Annotated in this window: 18 protein-coding genes and 2 tRNA genes; 5 read left to right on the top strand and 15 right to left on the bottom strand. The window is 52.8% G+C overall.

The annotated features are described in order from the left end of the window. Window positions 1–9 precede the first annotated feature (9 nt). The 5 genes from LWL52_RS14290 to LWL52_RS14270 form a co-directional block, all read right to left on the bottom strand. Window positions 10–2052 (bottom strand): S9 family peptidase, encoded by a 2043-nt coding sequence (locus LWL52_RS14290; RefSeq protein ID WP_242921060.1) that lies wholly within the window; start codon window positions 2050–2052, stop codon window positions 10–12. 350 nt (window positions 2053–2402) lie between these two features. After that, a complete protein-coding gene (locus LWL52_RS14285; protein ID WP_242921058.1) occupies window positions 2403–3062 on the bottom strand; it encodes a hypothetical protein in 660 nt (219 codons plus the stop codon). A gap of 384 nt (window positions 3063–3446) precedes the next feature. Continuing rightward, window positions 3447–4448 carry a dipeptidase gene (locus LWL52_RS14280; RefSeq protein ID WP_242921056.1) on the bottom strand — a complete coding sequence of 334 codons (1002 nt, stop codon included), beginning with the start codon at window positions 4446–4448 and terminating at the stop codon, window positions 3447–3449. A 620-nt stretch (window positions 4449–5068) separates the two neighbouring features. Then, on the bottom strand, window positions 5069–7537 hold the full coding sequence (locus tag LWL52_RS14275; protein WP_242921054.1) for a TonB-dependent receptor: 2469 nt from the start codon (window positions 7535–7537) through the stop codon (window positions 5069–5071). Between the two features lie 205 nt (window positions 7538–7742). Further along, on the bottom strand, window positions 7743–8282 hold the full coding sequence (locus LWL52_RS14270) for an RNA methyltransferase (protein WP_242921051.1): 540 nt from the start codon (window positions 8280–8282) through the stop codon (window positions 7743–7745). 500 nt (window positions 8283–8782) lie between these two features. On the opposite strand from LWL52_RS14270, the gene mutS reads away from it, so the two are divergent. The 5 genes from mutS (at window position 8783) to LWL52_RS14245 (ending at window position 13201) form a co-directional block, all read left to right on the top strand. Then, window positions 8783–11416, top strand: a complete 2634-nt coding sequence (gene mutS / locus LWL52_RS14265) for a DNA mismatch repair protein MutS (protein WP_242921049.1) — start codon at window positions 8783–8785, stop codon at window positions 11414–11416. 194 nt (window positions 11417–11610) lie between these two features. Continuing rightward, window positions 11611–11683 (top strand) — tRNA-Gly (locus LWL52_RS14260). A gap of 78 nt (window positions 11684–11761) precedes the next feature. Beyond that, window positions 11762–11845 (top strand) — tRNA-Leu (locus LWL52_RS14255). Window positions 11846–11997: 152 nt separating this feature from the next. Then, window positions 11998–12495, top strand: coding sequence for a hypothetical protein (locus LWL52_RS14250; RefSeq protein WP_242921047.1), 498 nt, complete (start codon window positions 11998–12000; stop codon window positions 12493–12495). 286 nt (window positions 12496–12781) lie between these two features. Continuing rightward, window positions 12782–13201: a hypothetical protein gene (locus LWL52_RS14245; RefSeq protein WP_242921045.1), complete on the top strand. Its 420-nt coding sequence runs from the start codon at window positions 12782–12784 to the stop codon at window positions 13199–13201. An 11-nt stretch (window positions 13202–13212) separates the two neighbouring features. On the opposite strand, the gene LWL52_RS14240 is transcribed toward LWL52_RS14245, so the two are convergent. The 10 genes from LWL52_RS14240 to LWL52_RS14195 form a co-directional block, all read right to left on the bottom strand. Next, entirely contained in the window at window positions 13213–13620 is a 408-nt protein-coding gene (locus LWL52_RS14240) for a hypothetical protein (RefSeq protein ID WP_242921043.1), read from the bottom strand. 163 nt (window positions 13621–13783) lie between these two features. Continuing rightward, window positions 13784–15106: a rod shape-determining protein RodA gene (rodA, locus tag LWL52_RS14235; RefSeq protein ID WP_242921041.1), complete on the bottom strand. Its 1323-nt coding sequence runs from the start codon at window positions 15104–15106 to the stop codon at window positions 13784–13786. Further along, window positions 15070–16896 carry a penicillin-binding protein 2 gene (gene mrdA / locus LWL52_RS14230; protein WP_242921040.1) on the bottom strand — a complete coding sequence of 609 codons (1827 nt, stop codon included), beginning with the start codon at window positions 16894–16896 and terminating at the stop codon, window positions 15070–15072. The genes rodA and mrdA overlap by 37 nt, the downstream gene beginning before the upstream one ends. Then, window positions 16893–17423, bottom strand: a complete 531-nt coding sequence (locus tag LWL52_RS14225; protein WP_242921039.1) for a hypothetical protein — start codon at window positions 17421–17423, stop codon at window positions 16893–16895. The genes mrdA and LWL52_RS14225 overlap by 4 nt, the downstream gene beginning before the upstream one ends. Next, window positions 17413–18279: a rod shape-determining protein MreC gene (mreC, locus tag LWL52_RS14220; RefSeq protein ID WP_242921038.1), complete on the bottom strand. Its 867-nt coding sequence runs from the start codon at window positions 18277–18279 to the stop codon at window positions 17413–17415. The genes LWL52_RS14225 and mreC overlap by 11 nt, the downstream gene beginning before the upstream one ends. A gap of 9 nt (window positions 18280–18288) precedes the next feature. Beyond that, window positions 18289–19314: a rod shape-determining protein gene (locus LWL52_RS14215; RefSeq protein WP_242921037.1), complete on the bottom strand. Its 1026-nt coding sequence runs from the start codon at window positions 19312–19314 to the stop codon at window positions 18289–18291. A gap of 382 nt (window positions 19315–19696) precedes the next feature. Beyond that, window positions 19697–21226 (bottom strand): bifunctional phosphoribosylaminoimidazolecarboxamide formyltransferase/IMP cyclohydrolase, encoded by a 1530-nt coding sequence (gene purH, locus LWL52_RS14210; protein ID WP_242921036.1) that lies wholly within the window; start codon window positions 21224–21226, stop codon window positions 19697–19699. Between the two features lie 11 nt (window positions 21227–21237). Further along, the gene (gene purN / locus LWL52_RS14205) at window positions 21238–21843 is read right to left on the bottom strand and encodes a phosphoribosylglycinamide formyltransferase (protein ID WP_242921035.1); all 606 of its coding nucleotides are present in this window, start codon (window positions 21841–21843) and stop codon (window positions 21238–21240) included. A gap of 109 nt (window positions 21844–21952) precedes the next feature. Continuing rightward, window positions 21953–22336 carry an SRPBCC domain-containing protein gene (locus LWL52_RS14200; protein ID WP_242921033.1) on the bottom strand — a complete coding sequence of 128 codons (384 nt, stop codon included), beginning with the start codon at window positions 22334–22336 and terminating at the stop codon, window positions 21953–21955. Between the two features lie 72 nt (window positions 22337–22408). Continuing rightward, window positions 22409–23140 (bottom strand): hypothetical protein, encoded by a 732-nt coding sequence (locus LWL52_RS14195; RefSeq protein WP_242921030.1) that lies wholly within the window; start codon window positions 23138–23140, stop codon window positions 22409–22411. Between the last annotated feature and the right edge of the window lie 115 nt (window positions 23141–23255).

Here is a 23255-nt window from a genome sequence, read left to right as displayed (position 1 = left end):
TTAAAAAGCTCAGCGTTTTGAGGAGGCTTCAGCGGGAGTGCTCTCTGCGTCTTTCTTTGCGTCCTCTTTGCGCGCGGGTGCCTGCCACTCCTGGCCCAGGGTATACTTCTGTATCCACTTGATCTCTTCCAGATCGCGGATGCGCTGGTGGCGTGGCTCTCTGAAGCCATGCGGCTCCCGCGGAAACTGCACATAGCGCACGGTTTTGCCCATATCTTTTAGCGCGGTAAAGAGCATCATACTTTGCATTTCGGTATCCGTTACGTCGCTGGTGCCGTGGAACAGGATGGTCGGCGTCTGGATATTCTTGGCGTTGGTCAGCACTGATCGCTGGCGGTAGCCTTCCGGGTTTTCCCAGGGCGTGCCTTTAATATACCACAGGCGCACGTCGTGGTTAAAGCCCACGCCATACTCCGATGCCCAGTCCGAAACCATCGCCCCCAGCGAAGCCGCCTTAAAGCGGTTGGTTTTGGTGATGGTGGTGCCACCCAGAATGCCGCCGTAGCTCCAGCCGCGCACGGCCATTTTATCTTTGTCTACCAGTCCATCCGCAATCAGTTTGTCCACACCGCTCATCAGGTCTTCGTAGTCGCCGTTGCCAATGTCGCTCATGTTGCCGCGCAGCAGTGCATCGGTGTAGCCACTGCTTCCGCGCACGTTGGGTGTGAGCTGCACGTAGCCCAGGCTGGCCCATACATGGTATGCCGGGTTAAAGGAGTTGGTAAACGAGCCGGCCGGGCCACCGTGGATGTGCAGCAGCAAGGGACTCTTTGTGCCTTTCTGGTAGTTTGCCGGCAAGTATAGCAGGCCTTCCACTTCCAGCCCGTCCTCGCTCTTCCAGCGGATCACTTCGGCGGTTGCCAGCTGCAGCGAGTCAGCAAAATGCGGGTTCAGGTCGGTCAGGCGGGTGGGTTTAAACTTGCTTGTCTCCGATACATACAGGTCTGTTGGCGTGTTGTAATCGCTGAAGCTGAAGATGGCTTTGCTGCGGTCGGGCGTGATGTCGAGCATGCGCCAGGTGCCGGCCTGGTTGCTCAGGTTCTTATACTCGCCTTTGGCCACGTTGATGCGGTAAAGGTTGGTGTTGGTGCGTTGCTGCCCGGTAAACAGGATGGCTTTGGCATCGGGCGTCCAGTAATAACTGTTGATGTTGCCCTCAAACTTACCCGATAGCAGCTGGTGTTGTTTGGTAGCCGGGTCCAGGAGCCAGATCTTGTCGTTGCGCAACTCCCAGGTTTTGTCGTCGGCCGCCATGTAGGCGACGCGCTTGCCGTCGGGAGCCCAGCTCAGGTCGCTTTCCGGGGCTTTGTTGTTTGTCAGCTGCACAGCGGCAGTGTCGCCGGAGAGCGGCAGCAGGTATAGCTCGGAGAAGTTGCGCTGGTTGCGGCGGTTCTCAGAGCGGCCGGCATACACCAGGCGCGTGCCGTCCGGGGCCACATCAAAATCGCTGATCAGCAGCTCGCCCTTTGTCAGTTTCTTTGCTTTTTTTGTGCTGAGGTCAAAGACCCAGATATTTTGCCAGGATCCTTCTGTCTGCCCATTGGCACCTTCATCTATAAACACGGCATCGTTGCCATCCTTGTACAGCTTCTGCTCGGCTTTGCTGCGGGGCACATCGGCCACAAAGTATAGGCGCTTGCTGTCTTTGCCCCATATGTATTTTCCAACGCTGCTGTCGTGGTGGGTGAGCTGTGTGGCCTCGCCGCCGGCAGTAGGCAGCAGGAAGAGTTGTTGCTTATCGTCCACCTTGCGCTTAAGGGCGATGTAGTGGCCGTCGGGCGAGTAGGCCAGGTCCGAGCCGCCGTCTTCACCCAGGTAGCGGTAGCTTTTGCCGCCAGAGGCCGCAATGTGGTGGTAGCTGCTTTCGCGTTTGTTCTTGCCCCAGTTCAGGTCCGAGCGTTCGTAAATAACCGTCTTGCCGTCCGGCGAAAGCACGGCGTTGCCCAGCTGCACCAGGTTCAGGCCGGCATCGGTGGTCATAGGTTGTTTCTGCGCTGCCGCCGTGCCGCACGCGAATGCCGCTGCCAGCAGAAAAAGCACTTGTTTGTTCATACAGAAAGGTATAGGTAAGTCTGACGTCTAAAGATAGGAAAGTATCCTGAAAAATTTAGCCGATTATGTTATGCAATCAGCACCCAAGTACTTCGGGTTCGGGCGCCCGGGCAGGCGTGCTGTTTTACCCGGTGATGCGTTGTTATAAGGGCTTCCGTTTATCTCCCGGAAAGTATAAAGCAAGTATAAGGGGGCCGGTAAAAGAAGAGTTTGGCAGGCCATCGGCCCCTTGCCAGATATAGCGCGCAAACACGACTTGTGCCGCGGCAGCAGGGCGTGGCGCCAGCCAAATCAGCTGTCGGCAGTTTCCCGGATCAGGCTGGGTTAGTAAGTATAAAGTAGAAGGAGGGTTATTTCCAGAGCTCGGCGGCGTTGCGGGCCATCCTGAAGAAAAGCTCTTTGTCAAGGCCTGCTACCTGGCGGGCTTCCATTTCGGCATAGCCGTTTTCCAGGGCATTCAGGTAATCGTAGTAGAGCTGCGCCAACTCCAGCGAGTCGTCTTCAAAGCATTCGGCCAGGTCTTCTTTCACGATCTTTTCCGGCTCAAAAATCTTGGAAGGATAAAGCTTGTCGAGCTGGTAAATAAGGTATTTTTGCTTTGTTTTATTCTGCTTGCCGCCAAATAGCTGCTCGATCGGGAGATCGTCGTCCTCTTCGTCATATTCTTCCAGATCGTCTTCCACAGCCAGCGGCTCATACACGATAATGTCGTGGTTGGTAAGTTCCAGGTACTCGTCGAACTGCTCCTTGATCGGGATAAGGGTAGGGGCCTCATAGGGCTGGTTAAGGATGTTGGCAATGTGCAGGGCTATTTCATTTCCTTTGTCGCCGGCTGCAATCAGGATCTGGTTGAACTGCGTGAAATCACAGCCTAGGTACACAAATTTATACTCGTCGTCGAGCACGGTAAAACACCAGAGCGTAATAAACTCCGTCTCATCTATCACGACGGTGTCGATGTATAGCTCGTTTATCTGTACGTAGTGCGGCGAATATTCCTGAGCATCCATGGGCTGTTCGGGTTAGGTATGTACAAAAAGTTATAGCTACCTGAACCGCGCAGTACAGGGGCTTCTAGTTGTATACGCAGGTTTTAAGCGTATGGCAAACTTTCTATATAGAAAATTAAGCGATAGCATCCATCGCAGTTGCGGAAGCTATGCTACAGGATGTTAACAACGGTGGTAACTGCCATACGGATTAGGCCGCGTGGAGTTATGGGTTGATTATATAATTGATTTAAAATAAGCTTTTTAAGTAGCGCGGCATGCAGGCGCTGCTATACCGCGCATAACCTTGCCAAAAGGGGCATAAAAAAATTTAAGAAGGAGAAAAAAATTTAATTATACCCGCTAAACCGGTACTGCAGGCAGGCTGTTTTTGATGCGCTTGCCCTAAGCCCAGAGGCGCTCGATGAACTGCCGGGCATTGCTGTAAGCCAGCTTTTCCAACTGCGCTTTCGATAGCCGCTCTTTCAGCTGGTCCAGAATATAAGTATAGCTGGTGCCCGCCTGCTCGTGTGCTGTAAAGTAATATGGGAAGCGCTCTTTATCCGTAGAGTCGAGAAAGTAAAAGTAATCGGCCCCGAAACAGAGGCAGTCTCCGGCCCCTTTTTCCAGGCCATAGTAGATGTGTTGCAGCACGGCATCCGGGTCGGAGGTGTTGAGGAATGCCCGCAGAAAGTTCATGCCGATCAGCCCTTTGCGACGGATGACCTCCTGGGTCAGTTCGTCGGGCAGGTTGCGGTTATGTGCCCACACCGGCCTGAAATTAGAGTGGCTGGCAATGATCGGAATATCGAGCCGCTCGGTGTCGATGTGGGTGAGGATGTCATGGGCCAAGGCATCGCTGGTGTGCGAGAGGTCCACGCAGATGCGGCGGCCGTGCAGGTAGTCGAGCAGCATGCGACCATCGGTCGTAATGCCCTGCGTGGTCATGTTGCCGCCGCCAAAACGGTTGCCGGTATGGTGGGTTAAGCTAATGTAGAGTAGTCGGCCGCAATCGTCAATGATCTTTTCCAGGCGCTTAAAACCCTCCTCCAGCGGTTCGCTCTCCTCGCAGAAGCCAGCAGCATTTTCTACGGCGGCAATCATGCCAATGCCCTCGCTTTGCAGCGCCTTCTGCAAATCAGCCGTGTCGGTAACAGCTGTCAGGCAGTTATCTCTTTGGGCCAGCTCTTTAAACATCTCACTTTGCAGGGCGGCATAGCGGGTGCTGCCAATCTCGGTGGCAGTGTAAATAGCCATTACCTGCAGCTTTACGTTGCCCTCGGTCAGGGCGGGTACTGCGCAGCCAATCTCCTCTATCTTGTTCATGTCTGCGTTGGGTACATCGGTCAGGTATACTAACAGGTCGCAGTGCAGGTCGATGATGGGGAGGCGGGTAGTATGGGGCATGTATGTTTTAGTTGGTTAGGGGAAGATACGGAGAAAAGGGAGGAAGTGGTTTGGAAACGGTGTTTAACACTTGCCCGAAGCGCATCGCTATACTCAAACCTAATTGCATGCTGCTGGCTTTTCGCCTCGCCGGCGGGCCTTCCTTTTCTCCTTGATGAGAAAAATAGAGGGCCCCTACCCCCGTAAGCAAAAGAATCAAGACAATTCGAAACTCGCTGAACGCTCAAACATCGAATCGTCAAATACTGCACCTGGGTCATGTGTTCACTTCGTAGCCTTCAGAGTATAAATGCTCTGGCTGCTGTGTCTACTGGAGTAAATTCAAGTAAAATCCTGTACATCTTCTAATCCTGTAAATCCTGATTCAGACACAATTCCCCTTTTTGTCATCCTGAAAGGATCTTGGTAGAAAGCTCGTAAGGCCAAAACTACACCACTTATACTTACCTGCAGTAACTACAAGCTCCCCTCCTTAAACAAGAAGGGGTAGGGGTGGTTGGACCCGGTACTACTCCCCTTATACTTGCAAAGCCATTACAACCAAACTCTCTTCAAAAAATGGCATAACATAAGCTGCCTATGAACAAACGCTACGGCAGCTGAGGCAATTCATACTATTGCTAATACCCCATTTCCTCATCGCTCCCTTCCTGCTGTTCGTCGCGGGGTTTGCGGTTGCGTTGGGTATCATCGCTGTTGATGCGGTAGGTGAAGCCCAGGTAAATAATGCGGCTCTGGCGCCTGTTCTCGCTCTCGGTCCTGAAAGCCAGGCTGGATGAGATGAAATTGAACTGGCGGGTATTAAACAGGTCCGTAACGCGGAGCGACACGGTGGCTTTCTTTTTAAGCACATCTTTTTTCAGGCCCAGGTCGGTGCTAAACATTTGCTCCATGCGGCCCTGGATGGTGGCCATGGGCGCCCGGTAAAAAGCGGAAAGCTGTATGTCCAGGTTCTTCCAGACTGTGGCGGTCGTGTTCAGTTTGGCATCCCAGCTTAGCTGGCTGTTGCTCAGTTCTGTGTCGCCCTGGCTGTCGCTCAGATCTGTTCTGAAGCCGGATACGCTGCCATTCATGCGCCACCATTTGGTAAAGGCCTGCGTCAGGGTTGCTTCCACGCCATAGGAGGAGTTGCTGGACAGGTTGATGAACGTCGTCTCGTTTCGGTTAAAAGGTTGGCCTGCGGCATCCAGCACGGTGTTGGAAATGCGGTAGCGCTGTATCTGGTCGGTGGTGCGGCGGTAGAAGGTGGTCAGGTTAAACGAGGAGTTGCCCCAGTAACGCAGGTAGCCCAGCTCCAGCGAGTTGATGAACTCGGGGTTTAGCCGGGGATTGCCATAGTCCACATCATAGGGGTCCGACACATCAACAAACGGATTAAGAAAGCGGCTGCGGGGCCGGTTAATGCGGCGGCTGTAGCTGAACTGCAGTTTGTTGTCCTTGTCGAAATCGTTGGTGATAAAAAAGGTCGGAAACAGGCTGAAGTAGTTCTTGTCGTACACCAGGTCCTGCGTGCGCTGGTTCGACCGGGTGATGGTCTGCTCGGCCCGTAGCCCCAGTTGGTAACTAATACTGCTGCTTAACTTGTTGCTATAGTTGGTATAGAGGGCATGCACCTGCTCATCGTACACAAAGTGGTTGCTTTGATTGGTGTTATACACGTAGGCATTGGTGCCGAAATCGAAATCAAAGAAGCGGGCGTCATCGTCCAGGCGTTGCAGCGAGCTGCGGTAGCCGGCTTCCAGGCGGCTGTCTTCTGAAAAGGGGCGCACAAAGTCGGCCTGCATCGTCAGCTGCCTGTGGGCATCGTCTGTCAGGGTGTTCTGCAACTGTGGGAGGTTATCCGGCGCACCATCGTCCTGCCTGAAGGTACTTTCTTCGTCGTCCACGTTGGTCGTATACACCACATCGGCTGTCAGTTCCTGCCCTTTTGTTTCAAAGGTCTGCCGGTAGCCCAGCGTCAGGTCCATGGACTGCTCGTCTTCGGTTTCGGACGTATAGCGGGAATTGGAACTGGACAGCAGCTGGTTTTCGTCCAGGAAACGGTACAGGATATCGCTTTTATTCTTGTCGGTGCCGGTGCGGTACAGGGCCGATGCCGACAAGGTATGGTTTGGCGTAAGCGCATAATCGGCCCCGAAGCGGAAATTATGGGAGATGTCGGTACCGTTGCGCTTGCTATGCTGCTGGCGAAAGCTGGTGCTGTCTATACTTTCAGCGATACTATCGCGGTAGTAGTTGGTGGTAAAGCTATTGCTGGTGCCGGGCCGGGAGCGCTGCCGGTAGTCGTAGCCCCCGTTCAGCGACCATTTATTGTAGCGGAAGTTCAGAAACAGGGAGCCGTTATAGTTGTCGTAGGTGCCTGCTGTAACAGAGGCCGAGCCGTTCAGGCCTGCTTTCTTCTCTTTCTTAAGCACCAGGTTGATAATGCCGGAGGTGCCTTCCGGGTCATACTTGGAAGAAGGGTTGGTGATGAGCTCGATGCTTTCGACCTGGTTGGCTGGTATCTGGTCGAGGCTCAGGTTAGCCAGCGCGGTGCGTTTGCCATCTACTAGGATAGTAACATTAGAGCTGCCCCGCATACTGACGTTGCCATCGATATCGACCGTAACGGAAGGGATGTTCTGCATCACCTCGGCCACCGAGCCGCTCTGCGCCGCGATATCCTTGCTCACGTTCACTACTTTTTTGTCGAGGTTATACTCTACCAGCCCCCGCTCGGCGGTTACCTGCACTTCGTTCAGTTTCGTGGCCGAGGCTTTCATGGTTACCTGGCCCAGGGCCACCTGCGGGCTAGCAGCCGAAACCGTAATATTCGGAACAAAGCGCCGCGGATAGCCTACCAGCGACACCCGAAGTATAAACTGCCCGTAGGGCACATGCTCCAGCACAAACTTCCCTTCTATATCGGAAGTGGCGCCGGTTACCAGGCTGGAATCCTGGGTGGTGAGCAGCACCACGTTGGCAAACCCCACCGGCGCCTTGGTAGCGCCCTCCACCACCGTGCCCGAAATGCTGCCCTGGGCAAGCAATAACTGGGGCATAAGCAACAGAAACAGGGAAAAGGAGAGCGGATAGAACGTTGTTTTCATAGGATAAGCGGGCTTTAGGGGTGTCGCGGAATCAGGTGCCGGCGCAGCGCAGGGGCTCAACTGAGCCCCTGCGCTCGCCTGATACAGAAGTACGACAGTTCAGAAAGCCATAGGTTTAATTCCTGGCCGAACTTTGTGGCCGGCGGCCAGAATAACGCGGGTAAGCAGCAGCAGGAGACAGGTTGGCGCGCTAGGGCTACGCCGCTTATACCTGCTGCGTGAGTGTTTTGCTCAGAAAATCCCAGACCACCACCCCGGTAGCGACCGAGATGTTGAGCGAGTGCTTGGTGCCAAACTGCGGGATCTCCAGCACCACATCCGACATGCTGACGACGTCCTGTTCCACGCCAAACACCTCGTTGCCAAGTATAAATGCATAATGCACGCCAGGCTCGGGCCGGAAATCGTTCAGCTTGGTGCTGTTCTCGGCCTGCTCCACCGAACAGATCTTATAGCCTTCGGCCTGTAGTTGCCTTGCCAGCGCCACCGTGTCGGGCACGTGCTCCCAGGCAACCGATTCGGTGGCGCCCAGGGCCGTTTTCTCGATGTCGCGGTGTGGGGGCGTGCCCGTAATACCGCAGAGGTATACTTTCTCAGCCATAAATGCATCGGCCGTACGGAATACGGATCCTACATTATTCAGGCTGCGCACATTGTCGAGCACCAAGACTAACGGTATTTTTTTCTTATTTTTGAATGTCTCAACCGAGTCGCGGTTCAGGTCATCCATCGAGAGTTTTCGCATTTTTGCTGACAAAGGACAGTTTGATAAAAGACAAAGAACCAGGCGTGCTTTGCCGCTGCAAAGGTCCGGCTGTTTGCTTTAAAATCAAACTTATAGTTTATACTTGGGTGTTAGAAGTAGAATGGTCGGATAGTTAAATGGTGTTTTGGTGTTTCGGATATCCATGTCCGAAAATGTGCCTTGCTGCGGACATCATGTCCGCGTTAGCAATAAACGGGGACAAGATGTCCCCGGCAGAGAGCTCCCAGGCTTGGAAGTCCGGAAGAGCAACAAGTATAAGCAGAAACTTCTGCCAAGTGCACCTTTGACGATTTTTTGTTTGAGCGTTCAGCGAGTTTAAAATAGTCTTGATTCTTTTGCTTACGGGGGTAGGGGCCCTCTATTTTTCTCATCAAGGAGAAAAGGAAGGCCCAGCCGGCGAGGCGAAAAGCCAGCTAAGAGTAACATAATTTAAAATTGACATTACCTATACTATAAAAGTATAGCTTAAGAAATATAGTATGAAAGCAGAAAGCACAGGCACCGTAACCCCGCTGATGAAACAGTATAACGCCATCAAGGCGAAGCATCCGGGGGCATTGCTGCTATTCAGGGTAGGGGATTTTTACGAAACTTTTGGCGAGGATGCTGTCAAGGCCAGCAAGATACTGGACATTGTGCTGACCAAGCGCGGCGCCGGCTCGCCTTCTGAAATAGCGCTGGCGGGCTTTCCGCACCACTCCCTCGACACCTACCTGCCTAAACTGGTGCGGGCGGGCGAGCGCGTGGCTATCTGCGACCAGTTGGAAGACCCCAAATCGGTAAAAGGCATTGTGAAGCGGGGCGTTACAGAACTGGTAACACCGGGCGTGTCTTTCAACGACCAGGTGCTGGAGCGCCGCAGCAACAACTACCTGGCGGCCGTGCACTTTGGCAAGGCCGAGACCGGCGTGTCGTTCCTGGATATTTCCACCGGCGAGTTTATCACCGCGCAGGGCGACCGGAATTATATCGGCAAGCTGCTGCAGAGCCTGGCACCGGCCGAGGTGCTGTTCTGCAAACGCGAGAAAGAAACCTTTACTGAAAGCTATGGCCCAGATTTCCGCTACTATGCGCTGGAAGAATGGGTGTTTGGCTACGACTTTGCCTACGAGCAGCTCACGCGCCAGTTTAAGACCGCTTCCCTCAAAGGATTCGGTATTGAAGGCATGCGCGAAGGCATTATTGCGGCCGGCGCCATCCTGCATTACCTCTCCGAAACGCAGCATCACGAGATCAGCCACATCGCCACCATCTCGCGGCTGGAGGAAGACAAGTATGTGTGGCTCGACCGCTTTACGGTGCGTAACCTGGAGCTGCTTTACCCGCAGCACCCCGAGGGCGTGCCGCTGATCGAAGTACTCGACCAGACGGTAACGCCGATGGGCGCGCGCCTGCTTAAAAAGTGGGTGGTGCTGCCGCTGAAAGATGTGGTACAGATCCGCCGTCGCCTCGACACTGTGGAAGCGCTCACGCAGCACCGGGAGCTGCTGGACGAGCTGACGCAGCACCTCAGAAGTATAAACGACCTGGAGCGGCTGATCTCGAAAGTGGCGGTGCGCCGCGTGAACCCGCGCGAGCTGGTGCAACTGGCCAAAGCCCTGGATGCCATCGTGCCGATACAGAATTCCCTTGCTTTAAGCGATATTCCGGCGCTGCAGAAGCTGGCGGCGCAGCTGGCTCCCTGCGACGGGCTGCGCGAGGAGATCCGGAACGTGCTGAAGCCCGAGGCTCCCATGCTCCCCAACCAAGGCAACATGATCAACGACGGCGTGGATAGCGAGCTGGATGAGCTGCGCAGCATTGCTTTTTCGGGCAAAGACTACCTGGCGCAGCTGCAGCAGCGGGAAGTGAAAAATACCGGCATCAGCTCCCTGAAGATCGCTTTTAACAAAGTATTTGGCTACTACCTGGAGGTAACGCATGCCCACAAAGACAAAGTGCCTGCCTCCTGGATACGCAAACAGACCCTGGTAAATGCCGAGCGCTATATTACCGAAGAACTGAAAACCTACGAGGAGAAGATACTCAACGCCGAAGACCGCATTTATGCCATCGAGTTCGGCTTGTTTAACGAGCTGGTGCTGCAGGCCCTGGATTATGTGGCCCAGGTACAGCAAAATGCCCGGGTGATCGGCGTAATCGACTGCCTGAGCTCCTTTGCCAACATCGCCTTGGCCAATAAGTATGTGAAGCCGGAGGTAAGCGAGAGCCACGTGCTCGACATTAAAAAAGGCCGCCACCCCGTAATCGAGAAGCAGCTGCCACTCGGAGAAACCTATGTGCCCAATGATATATTTCTGGATAACGAGCAGCAGCAGATCATCATCATTACGGGGCCGAACATGGCCGGTAAAAGCGCTTTGCTGCGGCAAACGGCGCTGATCGTGCTCATGGCGCAGATCGGCGCTTTTGTGCCCGCAGAGGCAGCCAGCATCGGCATCATCGACAAGATCTTTACCCGTGTGGGCGCTTCGGATAATTTGTCGCGGGGCGAGTCGACGTTTATGGTGGAGATGACCGAAACGGCCAGTATCTTGAACAACCTCTCGGACCGCAGCCTGGTGCTGATGGATGAGATCGGGCGGGGCACCAGTACCTACGATGGTATTTCGATTGCATGGGCCATTGTGGAGCATTTGCACAACCACCCCAAGTATAAAGGCAAGACGCTTTTTGCTACCCACTACCACGAGCTCAACCAGCTAGCCGAAGATCTGCCGCGCGTAAAGAATTATAACGTGTCGGTAAAAGAGGCCGGCGGCAAGATCCTGTTCATGCGCAAGCTGGTGGCTGGCGGTAGCGAGCACAGCTTCGGCATACACGTGGCGCAGATGGCGGGTATGCCCAACAGCGTGGTGTTGCGGGCCAACGAGATCATGCACCACCTGGAGCAGGAGAAAGTGACCGAGCAGGCCCCGGAACAGAAAATGAAAACGGCGCCCAAGAGTAATTACCAGCTCAGCATGTTCGAGCTGCACGACCCGCAGTTGGAACGTGTGAAAGAAGCATTCGACAAGCTGGACATCAACACCATCACGCCGGTAGAGGCGCTCCTGAAGCTAAATGAGCTCAAGCTGCTGCTGGATGACCAGAAAAAGGCCGCTTTCAGGTAGCCGCAGGCTGTGGGAAGCGGCCGCTATTTGGGGCATAGCAGGCGCCAGGAAAGAAAAATTGAAAATTTTCTGCCTGAAAATCAGCTTAAAGCGTTAAATAAGAAGAAAAATTTAGCGCAGGTTCTTGACAAGAAGAATTTTGTCTCTATCTTTGCATCACTAAATCACTACAACGATTTAGGAAATGACTAAAAGCGGGAGTAGCTCAGTTGGTAGAGCGCGACCTTGCCAAGGTCGAGGTCGCGAGTTCGAACCTCGTCTCCCGCTCAAAAATGAAACAAAGACGTTGTGCTAAACAACGTCTTTGTTTTTTAACGTCACTTCTTCGGGATCAGCCCGAAGGTTGCCGGGATGGTGGAATTGGTAGACACGCAAGACTTAAAATCTTGTGGACGCAAGTCCGTGCGGGTTCGATTCCCGCTCCTGGTACTATATCTTATCTAAAGAAGTGTAAAGAAAGCCCGCTTAAGCAAGACTTAAGCGGGCTTTCTCATTTCATACCATCTCATGATTTTGTTATTTCAGTTTAGTATATCTTAATTATAGTATATTTATGGTAGACAATACCTGATCAAAACACGATGAAAATAATTGCTGCCTTGCTCCAAAGCGTGAGAAATACTACTTCTGTACAAGTTATAAGGCAGCGTTGCCTCCTGCTGGTGCTAGTCGTACTTTTCTTTTCCTGCAAAGACAAACATGAGGAATTTACCGAAGTCTATGTTAAAAGGTATGTTGGCGACTACACTGGGGAAGCGCAGGATAACTATATGGATTATAAGCACACTTTTACAAGAAAGGATACCATTTATAAGGATGTGCAGGTTGCTATTGTAAGAAGCACTGATAACAGTGAACAAGTAGTCGTTACTGTTCTGCTACCTATCGGATCCAGAAGACAGTACAACGAGGTGCAAGTGATTGGGAACAAATTATTTTACCTAATGACTGCAAGAGGGTGTGGCTGCACTCATAGTTTATCAGGTGAAATAAAGAATAATGTTCTTGAATTGTCTCTTTATGACTATGAGTCAACAATGATAGATTCACGAATTAGTGTACAGGCAACTAAGAAATAAAGCAGTTCTTATTCGGTGTTCCCCAAGCAACATCCAAGAGAAGAGCTGGAATTGCTAACGTTCAAATTATTAATAAGATAATAGAAAGTTAATGTAAAAGGGGTGCTCTGACCTTAGTCATGCTACAACGGCCGCTTATACTTACGTGTAAGCGGCTTTTTTATGCCCCTGCCCATTCCTGTAGCAGTTAAAGTATGGCACGCAGGAAAACGCGCAAGGCCCTCGCTTCGGCATTCTCCTGTATTTCGTTTATCTTCAACGGCGCATTTACCTGCTTATACTTTGTATGATACTTCACCAAAACGGCTTTATTGAACTCACCTATGATGTGGCGACCGATATCCTGACGGTCCGGTGGCCGAATGTAAGGGCGGCGTCCGGGGCAGAACTACTGTACTCGTTTGAAAAGCTGCTGGAGGTGATCCGGGGTTACGATATCAAAAAGGTGCTGTTCGATTCCAGGAGCAACAACCTGGCGGTTTCGGATGAGGAGTACAGGGCGCTGAATGCGCAGTTGGGAAGAGACCTGGTGCAAACCCGCGTGAAAAAAGTAGCGCGGCTAGGTAACTTCAATACAAAGCGGGAGACCATTTTAAAAGACTTGTCCGATGAGGTGCTGGCAGAAACGAAGGCAGACCTGCACTTCCAGATGTTTGATACCTTTGCGGATGAGGAAAGAGCCTTGCAGTGGTTGCAGGAGGATTAATAGCCTGCTGCTTACGCAAACAGCCAGCTCAGGGCGCTTTCCTGGTCAGAGAAGTTCCTGGTCTGAAACTGTATGTTGCCTAAAGCCTCGGCCCGCGTAATAACAGACTCCAGCGCTAGCTGATGGAATAAATTAACAGGAAGCACGCGGGCCAGTTTTTTTAGCTCTGTTTGCGAGAGTAGCTTGTAAAAGGAGGCTGACATCCACTCTTTGGTTTCGGTGGTAAGGGCTGTCATAGACTGCGCATTTGCCACTACCCGCTCTAGCTTTGTATCGCGCAGTACCTCGTAGAGCTTCATGCCGCCGATTTTTAACTCATTTTCATTTACCGGCCTTAACCATAAAGCCTTGAGCAACCCGCGTTCAAAGTCAGCTTCCAGCTGGTAAAAGTCCGACTTGTACATGGTCTCAAATGGCATAGGGCAACAAAGAATAAGTAACGATTTACGAGCTCAGGTATACCTTAAATATACCATTAATGTTTACAAATAAAAACGCTGCCTATCCTATACCTGCCGCTGCTGCAGCGGCCACAGGTTGCTTAGCTGTTTCGTCTTTCAGTGCTTATACCAGGGCCGCATGCTAGCGGACCAGCTCCTGGTTCCGGTTCGCGTCAATGGCGATCAGGATAAAGAGCAGGATGGTAAAGGACCAGAGCGAAGAGCCGCCATAGCTGAAAAAGGGCAACGGAATACCTACTACCGGTGCCAGGCCGATCGTCATGCCCACATTTACCAGAAAGTGGAAAAAGATAATAGAGGCCACGCAATAGCCGTAGGTCCGGCCGAATACCGATTTCTGCCGCTCGGCCACATACACGATGCGCACCAGCAGCAGCATAAACAGGCCAATAAGGATGGTACTGCCCAGCCAGCCATGTTCCTCGCCGATGGTACAGAAAATGAAGTCGGTGCTTTGTTCCGGCACAAAGTCGAACTTGGTTTGGGTGCCTTCCAGAAAGCCTTTACCCCAGAAGCCGCCCGAGCCAATCGCAATTTTCGATTGCGTCACGTTCCAGCCAAAGCCCAGCGGGTCCGCCTCCGGGTTAATAAGCGCCTTAATACGGTTTTGCTGGTGCGGCTGCAGCACGTTGTTTACAAAATAATCGACACTGAACACCATGCCCACCACGGCCAGCCACAGCACGATCAGCATTTTAAAGCGCCGCAGCAGGCGGTAATCCAGCCAGGTGGCCAGGGCCATAAGTACGGTGATGCCAATGATCAGGTATAGCTTGGGTACAAGCAGCGTCAGGATAAAGATGGCGGCAGCAGTGCCTCCCACGATCAGGATCAGCGGCGACATGCCCTCGCGGAAGTAAGCCAGCACAAAGGCGGCAAACACCAGCGCCGAACCGGTTTCGTTCTGCAGGATAATGATCATAGGCGGCAGCAGCGTCAGCGCAGCCAGGCGCATCTGATCTTTCAGGTTCTGATGCCGCAGGTTAACGCTTGCCAGGAATCTGGAAACCGCCAGCGCGGTAGCAAACTTGGCCAGCTCGGCAGGCTGCAGGCGTATGCCGCCCCCCAGATCCAGCCAGGAGCGGGAGCCGGCAATGGGCTTGGCAATGACCAACGTAACCAGGAGCAATAGTATAATGCCGCCGTAAATAGGATAAGCCAGGTGTTCGTATACTTTGTAATCTACTACAAGCAGGATGAGTATGAGCACCAGCGAAGCGCCGATCCACACGAGCTGCTTGCCCGAGTTGATATCAAAGCTCATGATGTTGACCACGTTGTCAGGGCTGTACACGGCCGCATAGATATTCATCCAGCCCAGGGCTACTAGCAGCCCATACAGCAGGATCATCACCCAGTCGATGTTCTGGAGAATACGGTTGGAGGAGCGCCTGCTCTGCGGCGTTACTATTCTATCTCCAAGTACTTTCTGCTCAACACCCATTTTTCCAGCGGTTTTCTAGACACGGAGTCTGTTAAATACTTTTCTATCATCAGGCCTGCGATCGGGGCAGCTGACTGGGCGCCAAAACCCGCGTTTTCCACATACACGGCAATGGCGATCTTCGGATTATCGCGTGGGGCAAAAGCCACAAACACGGCGTGGTCTTTGCCTTGCGGGTTTTCGGCCGTGCCGGTCTTACCGCAAACAACAATGCCCAGTTTCTCCAGGTTTGCGTTGCGGCCTGTGCCCGAGGCCACTACGTCGGCCATACCCTGTATCACCGGTTCAAAGTGCTTTTTGTCGATGGTGGTATGGTGCTCCTCCTGGTACTGCGGCAGCGGACGCCCGTTGTTGCCGATCGATTTGATCAGGTGTGGTGCAATGTAGTGGCCCCGGTTCGCCATAATCGCCATAAAATTGGCCATCTGCAGCGGGGTAACGCCGAGTTCTCCCTGCCCGATACTAAGCGAGTAGATGGTGGAGAATTTCCAGCGGTTCTGCCCGTATACCCGGTCATACATGGCCTGCGAAGCGATAATGCCTTTTTTCTCATTGGGCAGGTCCACGCCCAGGTCTTTACCGAAGCCAAAGCTGAGGATCTGCTCCCGCCAGTGTTCCAGGCCCAGGGCTGTATCTTTAAAGGTGTTGGGCGATTTGCCCTGGTTTATCTCTGCCCGGAAAAGCTGGTAGAAATAGGGGTTGCACGAATATTTGATAGCCAGTGCCAGGTTGGAAGGCGCCGGGTGGCCGTGCGCGCATTTAACCAGGCTCTGGTTACACGGATAACCGGTTTGCGGGGTAATAATGCCGTCCTGCAGGGCTACCAGCGCTTGTGCCAGCTTAAAAATAGAGCCCGGCGGGTTGTTGCTCGCCATAATAGGGCGGTTAAACATGGTCTTGTTCGGGTCGGTGAGCAGCATCATGTAGTTCTTGCCGTAATCTTTGCCCGTAAACAGGTTCGGATCATAGAAAGGGGCTGACACATACGCCAGAATCTCGCCGGTGGCTGGCTCTATGGCCACCACACTGCCTTTGGCTCCGTTCATCAGGAACTCGCCATACTCCTGCAAGTCCAGGTCAATGGTGCTGGTCAGGTTCTGGCCCGCTACCGAGAGGGTGTCGTAGGCGCCGTCTTTAAACGAGCCTTTCTCGATGCCCCGCACGTTCACCATTTTATACTTCACGCCGCGCCGGCCCATCAGGTATTGCTCATACTCCTGCTCGATGCCGCTTTTGCCGATATAATCGCCGGGACGGTAACCTTTGTAGGTAGAGTCTTCCAACTGCCTCGGGCTAATCTCGGCAATGTACCCGAGTGCATGCGAGAGGCTGTTGTGCGGGTAGCCACGGGCCGTACGGGCATTGATATAAAAGCCCGGAAAATCGATCAGGTTATCCTGGATTTGGGCAAACTCCTGGGTGCTTAGTTTCTGGTAGAAAACAGAGGGCTGCACATACGAAAAGGCCCGGGCTTTTTTCAGGCGCATCCGTACATCCTCCAGTGGCAGATTGACCAGATGGCACAGGCGCAGGGTATCCACGTTTTTGGCTTCTTTCGGGATCACCATCAGGTCGTAAACGGGCGTGTTCTGCACCAGCAGTTTGCCGTTACGGTCGTAGATCAACCCCCGGAAAGGATACTGGATAACAGTTTTGATGGCATTGGTTTCGGCCGCCTGTTTGTAGCTGCTGTCTATTACCTGGATGTAGAAAAGGCGGAAGGCGTAGAGAATGCCAACCAGCAGAAAGATGCCCTGAATTACGTATTTTCTGTTTTCTAAGTACTTCATCGTGTTCTGGTTGCCCTTTTTGCCGGGAAGAACAGTAGTTGTAAAATAACCATGGCAACGCCCGTGAACAGGGTGCTGAACAGGATCTTTACCAGCGTAAAGCCTGCTTCGGCAAAGCTGATCGTTTCAAGGAAGAAAACAGCGGCATGATGTGCCAGCAGCAAGATAAAAGTATAAGCCAGAAACCAGCGGACCCCCATTACGTGTATGTTCACAGAATCGTTGGTATCGTAACCATCGCGTGGCGTGAGAAGGTTCAAAACGAGTGGCCTTAAAAAAGCCAGCAGCACACTGGCCGCCGCGTGTATGCCTACTGTGTCGTAAAAAATATCGACCGAAAAGCCTACCAGGAAACCCAGAAACAGCAGCAGCACCCGGTTGACATGAAGGGGCAGAAACAGCAGAAAGGCAACGTATATAAAGCAGAAGCCTGTGCCAAAAAGCACCAGGTTATCTACCAGCAGGATCTGCAGGGCTACAAACAGTACAAACTGCACGATATTGTTAATGCCGAACCTACTCTTCATCTGGAAGTATACCTGCGTTTTGTTCTAAATTCTCGCGCTCCTCTTTCTGCCTGTTCTCCACCACATACACATAGGATAACTGCGCAAAATCAACTGAAAGCTTTACCCGGATCGTATAAAAGCTTTTATCCTGCTCTTTCTGCACCGAGCTGATGGTGCCCACCATAATGCCTTCTGGGAATACGGTATTAAAGCCGCTGGTCATCACGGTGTCGCCTTTTACCGGTTTCACGTGCAGCGGAATGTAGTCCAGCACTGCGGTGCGGTAATCGCCACCCGGCCACTTAACGGTGCCAAAGGTATTGCTCTGCTTGATTTTGGCCGAGATCAGTAACTGCGAGTGCAGCAGCGAGGTAACGGTAGAATAATGTTCCGAAACTGTTTTGATGCGCCCTACCACGCCTTTGGCCGACATAACGCCCATGCCCGGCTGCACGCCGTCGGCAGTGCCCACCGAGAGCGTCAGGTAGTTGTTGGTGCGGCGCACCGAGTTGTTGATCACCCGGGCAGCATGCAACACATAGGGCACCGTCCGGACGGTATCGGATGGAGCATAGTAGGTCGTATCCAGTTTTCCAGTACTGTCGGCCAGGGCCACGGTTTTTTTGCGCAGCACCTGCTCGCGCAGGGCCGCATTTTCGCGGGCTAACGTGTTGTTAATAGAGGCCAGTCGGAAATAATCGGTTACGCCGCTCTGAAACTCCAGCACCTGCCCCACATACTTGCTTGCCGAATTAAAAAAGGCGGCACCCTGGTACGTATTATAGCGCACGATCAGGTACACGCAAAGCACCTCCAGCAGCAGGAACACGAGGAACGCGCGGAACCGGTATATGAATGCAAAAAGATTCCGCATGCAGCGCTGTTACGTCAGCAGAACGTTTTTAAAGCCTTCAATATTTTTGATGGTAGCGCCTGTGCCGCGTACTACGGCGCGTAACGGATCTTCAGCGATATGGATCGGCAACTTTGTTTTGGCTGCCAGGCGCTTGTCCAGGCCACGCAGCAAAGCGCCGCCGCCTGTCAGGTGGATACCGTTGTCATAGATGTCGGCCGAAAGCTCGGGCGGTGCAATTTCCAGCGCCTTCAGCACGGCTTCCTCGATCTTGGCAACCGACTTATCCAGGGCAATAGCAATTTCCTGATAGGTAACCTTGATCACCTTCGGAATGCCCGTCATCAGGTCGCGGCCGCGGATCTCGTAGTCGGCCGGCGGGTTTTCGATTTCGGTGAGCGCAGCGCCCACTTCAATTTTAATGCGTTCGGCAGAGCGCTCTCCGATAAGCAGGTTGTGCTGGCGGCGCATATAATCTAAGATGTCTTTGGTGAACACGTCGCCGGCAATGCGGATCGACTGGTCGCACACAATGCCGGAAAGCGCTACCACCGCGATCTCGGTGGTGCCACCGCCAATGTCCACGATCATAGAGCCGATAGGTTGCTCCACATCAATGCCGATACCAATGGCAGCCGCCATGGGCTCCTGGATCATCCATACTTCTTTGGCGCCGGCATGCTGGGCAGAGTCACGCACGGCGCGTTTCTCTACTTCGGTAATGCCGGACGGAATGCAGATCACCATGCGGTGGGATGGCTGGAAAAGACGACGGCCCGTGTCGATCATTTTGATCAAACCGCGGAGCATCTCTTCTGCCGCATGGAAGTCGGCAATCACCCCGTCCTTTAGCGGGCGGATGGTGCGGATGTTCTCGTGTGTTTTCTCATGCATCTGCTGCGCCTGGCGGCCGATGGCGATCACTTTACCGGTGGTCCGATCAATGGCGATGATAGACGGCTCGTCAACCACAATCTTATCGTTGTGGATGATCAGCGTATTGGCCGTTCCCAGGTCGATCGCTATATCACTGGTTAAGAAGTTAAATAGTCCCATTTTAAAGAAGTTAAGGCCTGCATTGCCTTATTATATTTTAAATATACAATATCGCAAGTAAAAAACTTGGTGCAAAATTAGTCAATTTCAGCAGAATTAATACACCCGAAGCTATTCTGCAACAGGAATATATTTTTTTATAACCCAACTGGGTTTATTTATTCCCTATAACGGCCGGAGGAGTGCAAAATTGAATTCGCCATACTTTATCTGGCAGGCCACCGAAGCCCTGAAAAAGCAAAAAACAGCGCCTTTAGGCGGCGGGGCAGGAGAAGCCGGGCAAGCTGCTTGGGCCTCATTACAACCTACTTACAAGCTGAACAAGTATAAAAAAGCCCCGGCCTGATCTGGCCGGGGCATTAAGTATGGCATGCAAAAAAAATTAGTGCTTGAAGTGGCGCACGCCCGTCATTACCATGGCCATGTTGTGGGCATCGCAATAGGCAACCGAGTCCTGGTCTTTGATAGAGCCGCCGGGCTGCACCACCGCTTTGATACCCGCCTGGTCAGCGATCTCTACGCAATCTGGGAAGGGGAAGAAGGCATCCGAAGCCATCACTGCCTGGCTTACATCAAAGCCAAAGCTTTTGGCTTTTTCCAGCGCCTGGCGCAGGGCATCCACGCGTGAGGTCTGGCCTACGCCGCTGGAGAACATCATTTTGTCGGTAGCCAGCACAATGGTGTTGGACTTGGTGTGCTTGCATACTTTGGCTGCAAATACCAGGGCTTTCTTTTCCTGTGCTGTTGGCTCGCGTTTGGTGGCTGTTTTAAAGTCGGCTTCCGTTTCGGTGGCCAGGTCTTTGTCCTGCTCAATCACGCCGTTCAGCAAGGTCTTGAACAGCTTGGTAGGCAGTTCTGCCGGCTTCTGCTTCAGCAGGATGCGGTTTTTCTTTGTTCTGAGCAGGTCCAGTGCTTCCTGGTCGAAAGCCGGGGCGATGAGCACTTCGAAGAACAACTTGTTCAGTTCCTCGGCAGCAGACAGGTCCACGGTTCTGTTGGTAATGATCACCCCGCCGAAAGCCGATACAGGGTCGGAAGAGAGCGCGTCGAGGTAAGCCTTTTTCACCGTGTCACTGGTGGCCACGCCGCAGGCATTGGTATGTTTCAGAATTGCCACTACCGGCTCCTCGAACTCTGCAGCCAGGGCTACAGCAGCATCCACGTCTACCAGGTTGTTGTAGGATAACTGTTTGCCGTTAAGCTGCTCAAACAGCTCGTCGAGCTTGCCGTAGAACGTGCCTTTCTGGTGCGGGTTTTCGCCGTAGCGTAACGGGGTTGCCTGGCGCAGGCTTTGCTTAAAGGCCTGCTCTGGCTCTTCCTGGCCACCGTTCAGGTAATTGAAAATATGCGTGTCGTAGTGCGAGGACACATCAAATGCCTTGGCTGCAAAGCGCTTCCGGTCAGGTAGTTCGGTTGCACCATCTTTCTGGCGCAGCAACTCTACTACGTCCTTATACTGCTCGCGCGAGGAGACGATGAGCACATCCTTGAAATTCTTGGCGGCTGCCCGGATGAGCGAAATGCCCCCGATATCAATTTTTTCGATGATCTCGGCTTCCGAAGCACCGGCGGCCACGGTTTCCTCAAACGGGTATAGATCCACCACAACCAGGTCGATAGGCGGAATTTCGTACTGGGATCTTTCCGCCAGGTCTGTTTCATTGTCGCGGCGGTGCAGAATGCCTCCGAATACCTTGGGGTGCAGGGTTTTAACACGACCACCGAAAATAGACGGGTAAGCAGTCAGGTCTTCTACTGCGATCACTTCGGCGCCCTGCTCTTCCAGGAATGCCTGCGTGCCGCCGGTAGAATAAACGGTGACATTATGCTGCTTCAGAAGCGCTACAAGCGGCTCCAGGTGGTCTTTATAGTAAACCGAGATAAGTGCGGATTTGATTTTAACGGGTTGCATGTAAGTATAGGTTAACGGTTGTTTTTAGGTCCTTCCTGTTCGGTGAGCAGCTGTTCTACCACCAGGGGCAGGTGCTTGTGCTCGAGCTGCAGTACGCGGGCAGCCAGCGCTTCGGGGGTATCGGTGGGTAGCACCGGGCAGCGCTCCTGCAGTATAAACTCGCCTTTGTCGTACTCCTCGTTAATGCGGTGAATGGTGATGCCCGATTCCGGCTCGCCAGCCTCCACCACGGCACTGTGCACGTGCAGGCCATGCATGCCTTTGCCACCATAATGGGGCAGCAAGGCAGGGTGGATGTTGATGATCTGGTTAGGATAAGCCTGCAGCAGGTTTTGCGGCACCAGCCACAGAAAACCGGCTAGCACGATCAGGTCCGGTTTAAATTGCTGCACCTGCTCCAGTACCGTATCGGTTTTGTAAAAGGCTTCTCTGGAAAACAAAAGAGCCGGGACGTGGAAGGTCTCGGCTCTTTTGAGGGCATACGCGTTCGGGTTGTTAGAGAACAGGGCAGCCACACGGATGTGCGGGTGGTGCTCGAAGTACTCCAGCAGGCGCTGGGCGTTGCTTCCCGAACCCGAAGCAAAAATGACTATATTCTTCTTTTCTGGTCGTTCCAAAAGTATAAGCTTGGCATGAAGCAGCAAATATAACAGGTTTGGCTGTAGATGCCATAAACCAGGGTGCAGAATATGTTGCAGCGACTACCGGCAGGAGGCAGGCGCGTGGCTACTCTCCCTCGTAAAAATCGATGAGCGAACCGAAATAGCTGTGTGTCCAGCCTTCGGCAATGTCTTCATAATCCTGGTCGGGAATGTTGAGGTGGCGCAGCTCTACCGAGGTGCCTTGCTTGTGGGGGTGTAACTTGATAGTGACAATGGAACGCTCCTGCTGGTCGCCGAAGTACCACTCCTGCACGATCATTTTGCCTTCTTCAAATTCCAGATTTTTGCCTACAATGTTGCCGTCCCACAGCGAGAACTCCGAGCCCACCTCCGTGGACATCTCGGCCTTGTCGCCGGACCAGAGCTGGATGGTATAAGGGTTGGTAAGGGCAATGTATACTTCCTCGGGAGAGGCAGGTACGATAAAGTATTTCTTTAGGTCTTTCATGGGTATGCGTTATTTTACCGGGTTGCAAAAAGCACAACAACCGGCAAGTTATACTATAAGTTAAAACAAACCTTACAGGCCTGCCACAAATGCAAGAAAGGTGCGGAGGTCGGCTTCGCTGTTAAAATCCGGTTTTTTTTCCTGGAGGTAGGCTTTGATCTTTTCTTTCTGTTGCGGGGCAAGCTTCAGGGCACCCGCTTTGCTGGCGGGCACAAAGCGGCCTGCGTTATCTGTAAAATAATAATCGTTTTTGAGCGAGTATACCATCGTCTCATTCTGCTTCAGCCTGTTCTGCGTATCGCCCAGCACCTGGTTGCTGCTGGAGCTGGTAGGCGAAGTGGTGCTGTATTCCATGCCCAGGGCGCCCACGTTCTTTATGTTGGTCAGGTCATACTTCTCCTGCACCAGCAGCTTGTTGCCCCCGGCATAACTGGCCACCAGCTTTAGCAGGGCTTTGTCTTTGGGGTTGTAGTAGAACGTGTCAGTTTCAAAGGTGATGGTTTGCACAAACTGCATGTCGGCCAGGGCCAGGGTATCTTTCTTTGCATCGATAAACTCTACCTCCCTGTTGAGCCTGTTATAGTTGAGCAAGCTGGAAGTGCTTACGCCGTTTACAAACCTGACCTGGCCGCTCTTGAACGCCGGGTAATAATAGGCTTGCTTTTTAACAGAGGCTGGCAGCTTCCCCTCGGTAGGTTTTAGGGTGAGTTTGTCTTTCCCCTGGGCCAGAACGCCCGTTACCGAGAGGAGAAAAACACAGGTAAAAAGCGCAACGATTCTGGAAAGTGGTTTTGCGTGCTGCATACTGCCGGGCCTAAGGTTTATACTTGTTTTCTGATAATAGCTATACTTTGTTTAGCTAATATACAAATTTATATGGTAAGTATAACAGTGTCTGGCATTTCCATGAAAGCACATG

Source organism: Pontibacter liquoris, assembly GCF_022758235.1.
Lineage (GTDB): Bacteria > Bacteroidota > Bacteroidia > Cytophagales > Hymenobacteraceae > Pontibacter > Pontibacter liquoris.
The sequence above is the reverse complement of the archived record's forward strand: the minus strand, read 5'-3'. Positions and strand labels throughout refer to the sequence as shown.

What these genes read in the sequence shown, in the direction of transcription:
- LWL52_RS14290 (WP_242921060.1), bottom strand. Translation starts at nt 2,052, where the DNA reads ATGAACAAACAAGTGCTTTTTCTGCTGGCAGCGGCATTCGCGTGCGGC.
- LWL52_RS14285 (WP_242921058.1), bottom strand. Translation starts at nt 3,062, where the DNA reads ATGGATGCTCAGGAATATTCGCCGCACTACGTACAGATAAACGAGCTA.
- LWL52_RS14280 (WP_242921056.1), bottom strand. Translation starts at nt 4,448, where the DNA reads ATGCCCCATACTACCCGCCTCCCCATCATCGACCTGCACTGCGACCTG.
- LWL52_RS14275 (WP_242921054.1), bottom strand. Translation starts at nt 7,537, where the DNA reads ATGAAAACAACGTTCTATCCGCTCTCCTTTTCCCTGTTTCTGTTGCTT.
- LWL52_RS14270 (WP_242921051.1), bottom strand. Translation starts at nt 8,282, where the DNA reads ATGCGAAAACTCTCGATGGATGACCTGAACCGCGACTCGGTTGAGACA.
- mutS (WP_242921049.1), top strand. Translation starts at nt 8,783, where the DNA reads ATGAAAGCAGAAAGCACAGGCACCGTAACCCCGCTGATGAAACAGTAT.
- LWL52_RS14250 (WP_242921047.1), top strand. Translation starts at nt 11,998, where the DNA reads ATGAAAATAATTGCTGCCTTGCTCCAAAGCGTGAGAAATACTACTTCT.
- LWL52_RS14245 (WP_242921045.1), top strand. Translation starts at nt 12,782, where the DNA reads ATGATACTTCACCAAAACGGCTTTATTGAACTCACCTATGATGTGGCG.
- LWL52_RS14240 (WP_242921043.1), bottom strand. Translation starts at nt 13,620, where the DNA reads ATGCCATTTGAGACCATGTACAAGTCGGACTTTTACCAGCTGGAAGCT.
- rodA (WP_242921041.1), bottom strand. Translation starts at nt 15,106, where the DNA reads ATGGGTGTTGAGCAGAAAGTACTTGGAGATAGAATAGTAACGCCGCAG.
- mrdA (WP_242921040.1), bottom strand. Translation starts at nt 16,896, where the DNA reads ATGAAGTACTTAGAAAACAGAAAATACGTAATTCAGGGCATCTTTCTG.
- LWL52_RS14225 (WP_242921039.1), bottom strand. Translation starts at nt 17,423, where the DNA reads ATGAAGAGTAGGTTCGGCATTAACAATATCGTGCAGTTTGTACTGTTT.
- mreC (WP_242921038.1), bottom strand. Translation starts at nt 18,279, where the DNA reads ATGCGGAATCTTTTTGCATTCATATACCGGTTCCGCGCGTTCCTCGTG.
- LWL52_RS14215 (WP_242921037.1), bottom strand. Translation starts at nt 19,314, where the DNA reads ATGGGACTATTTAACTTCTTAACCAGTGATATAGCGATCGACCTGGGA.
- purH (WP_242921036.1), bottom strand. Translation starts at nt 21,226, where the DNA reads ATGCAACCCGTTAAAATCAAATCCGCACTTATCTCGGTTTACTATAAA.
- LWL52_RS14200 (WP_242921033.1), bottom strand. Translation starts at nt 22,336, where the DNA reads ATGAAAGACCTAAAGAAATACTTTATCGTACCTGCCTCTCCCGAGGAA.
- LWL52_RS14195 (WP_242921030.1), bottom strand. Translation starts at nt 23,140, where the DNA reads ATGCAGCACGCAAAACCACTTTCCAGAATCGTTGCGCTTTTTACCTGT.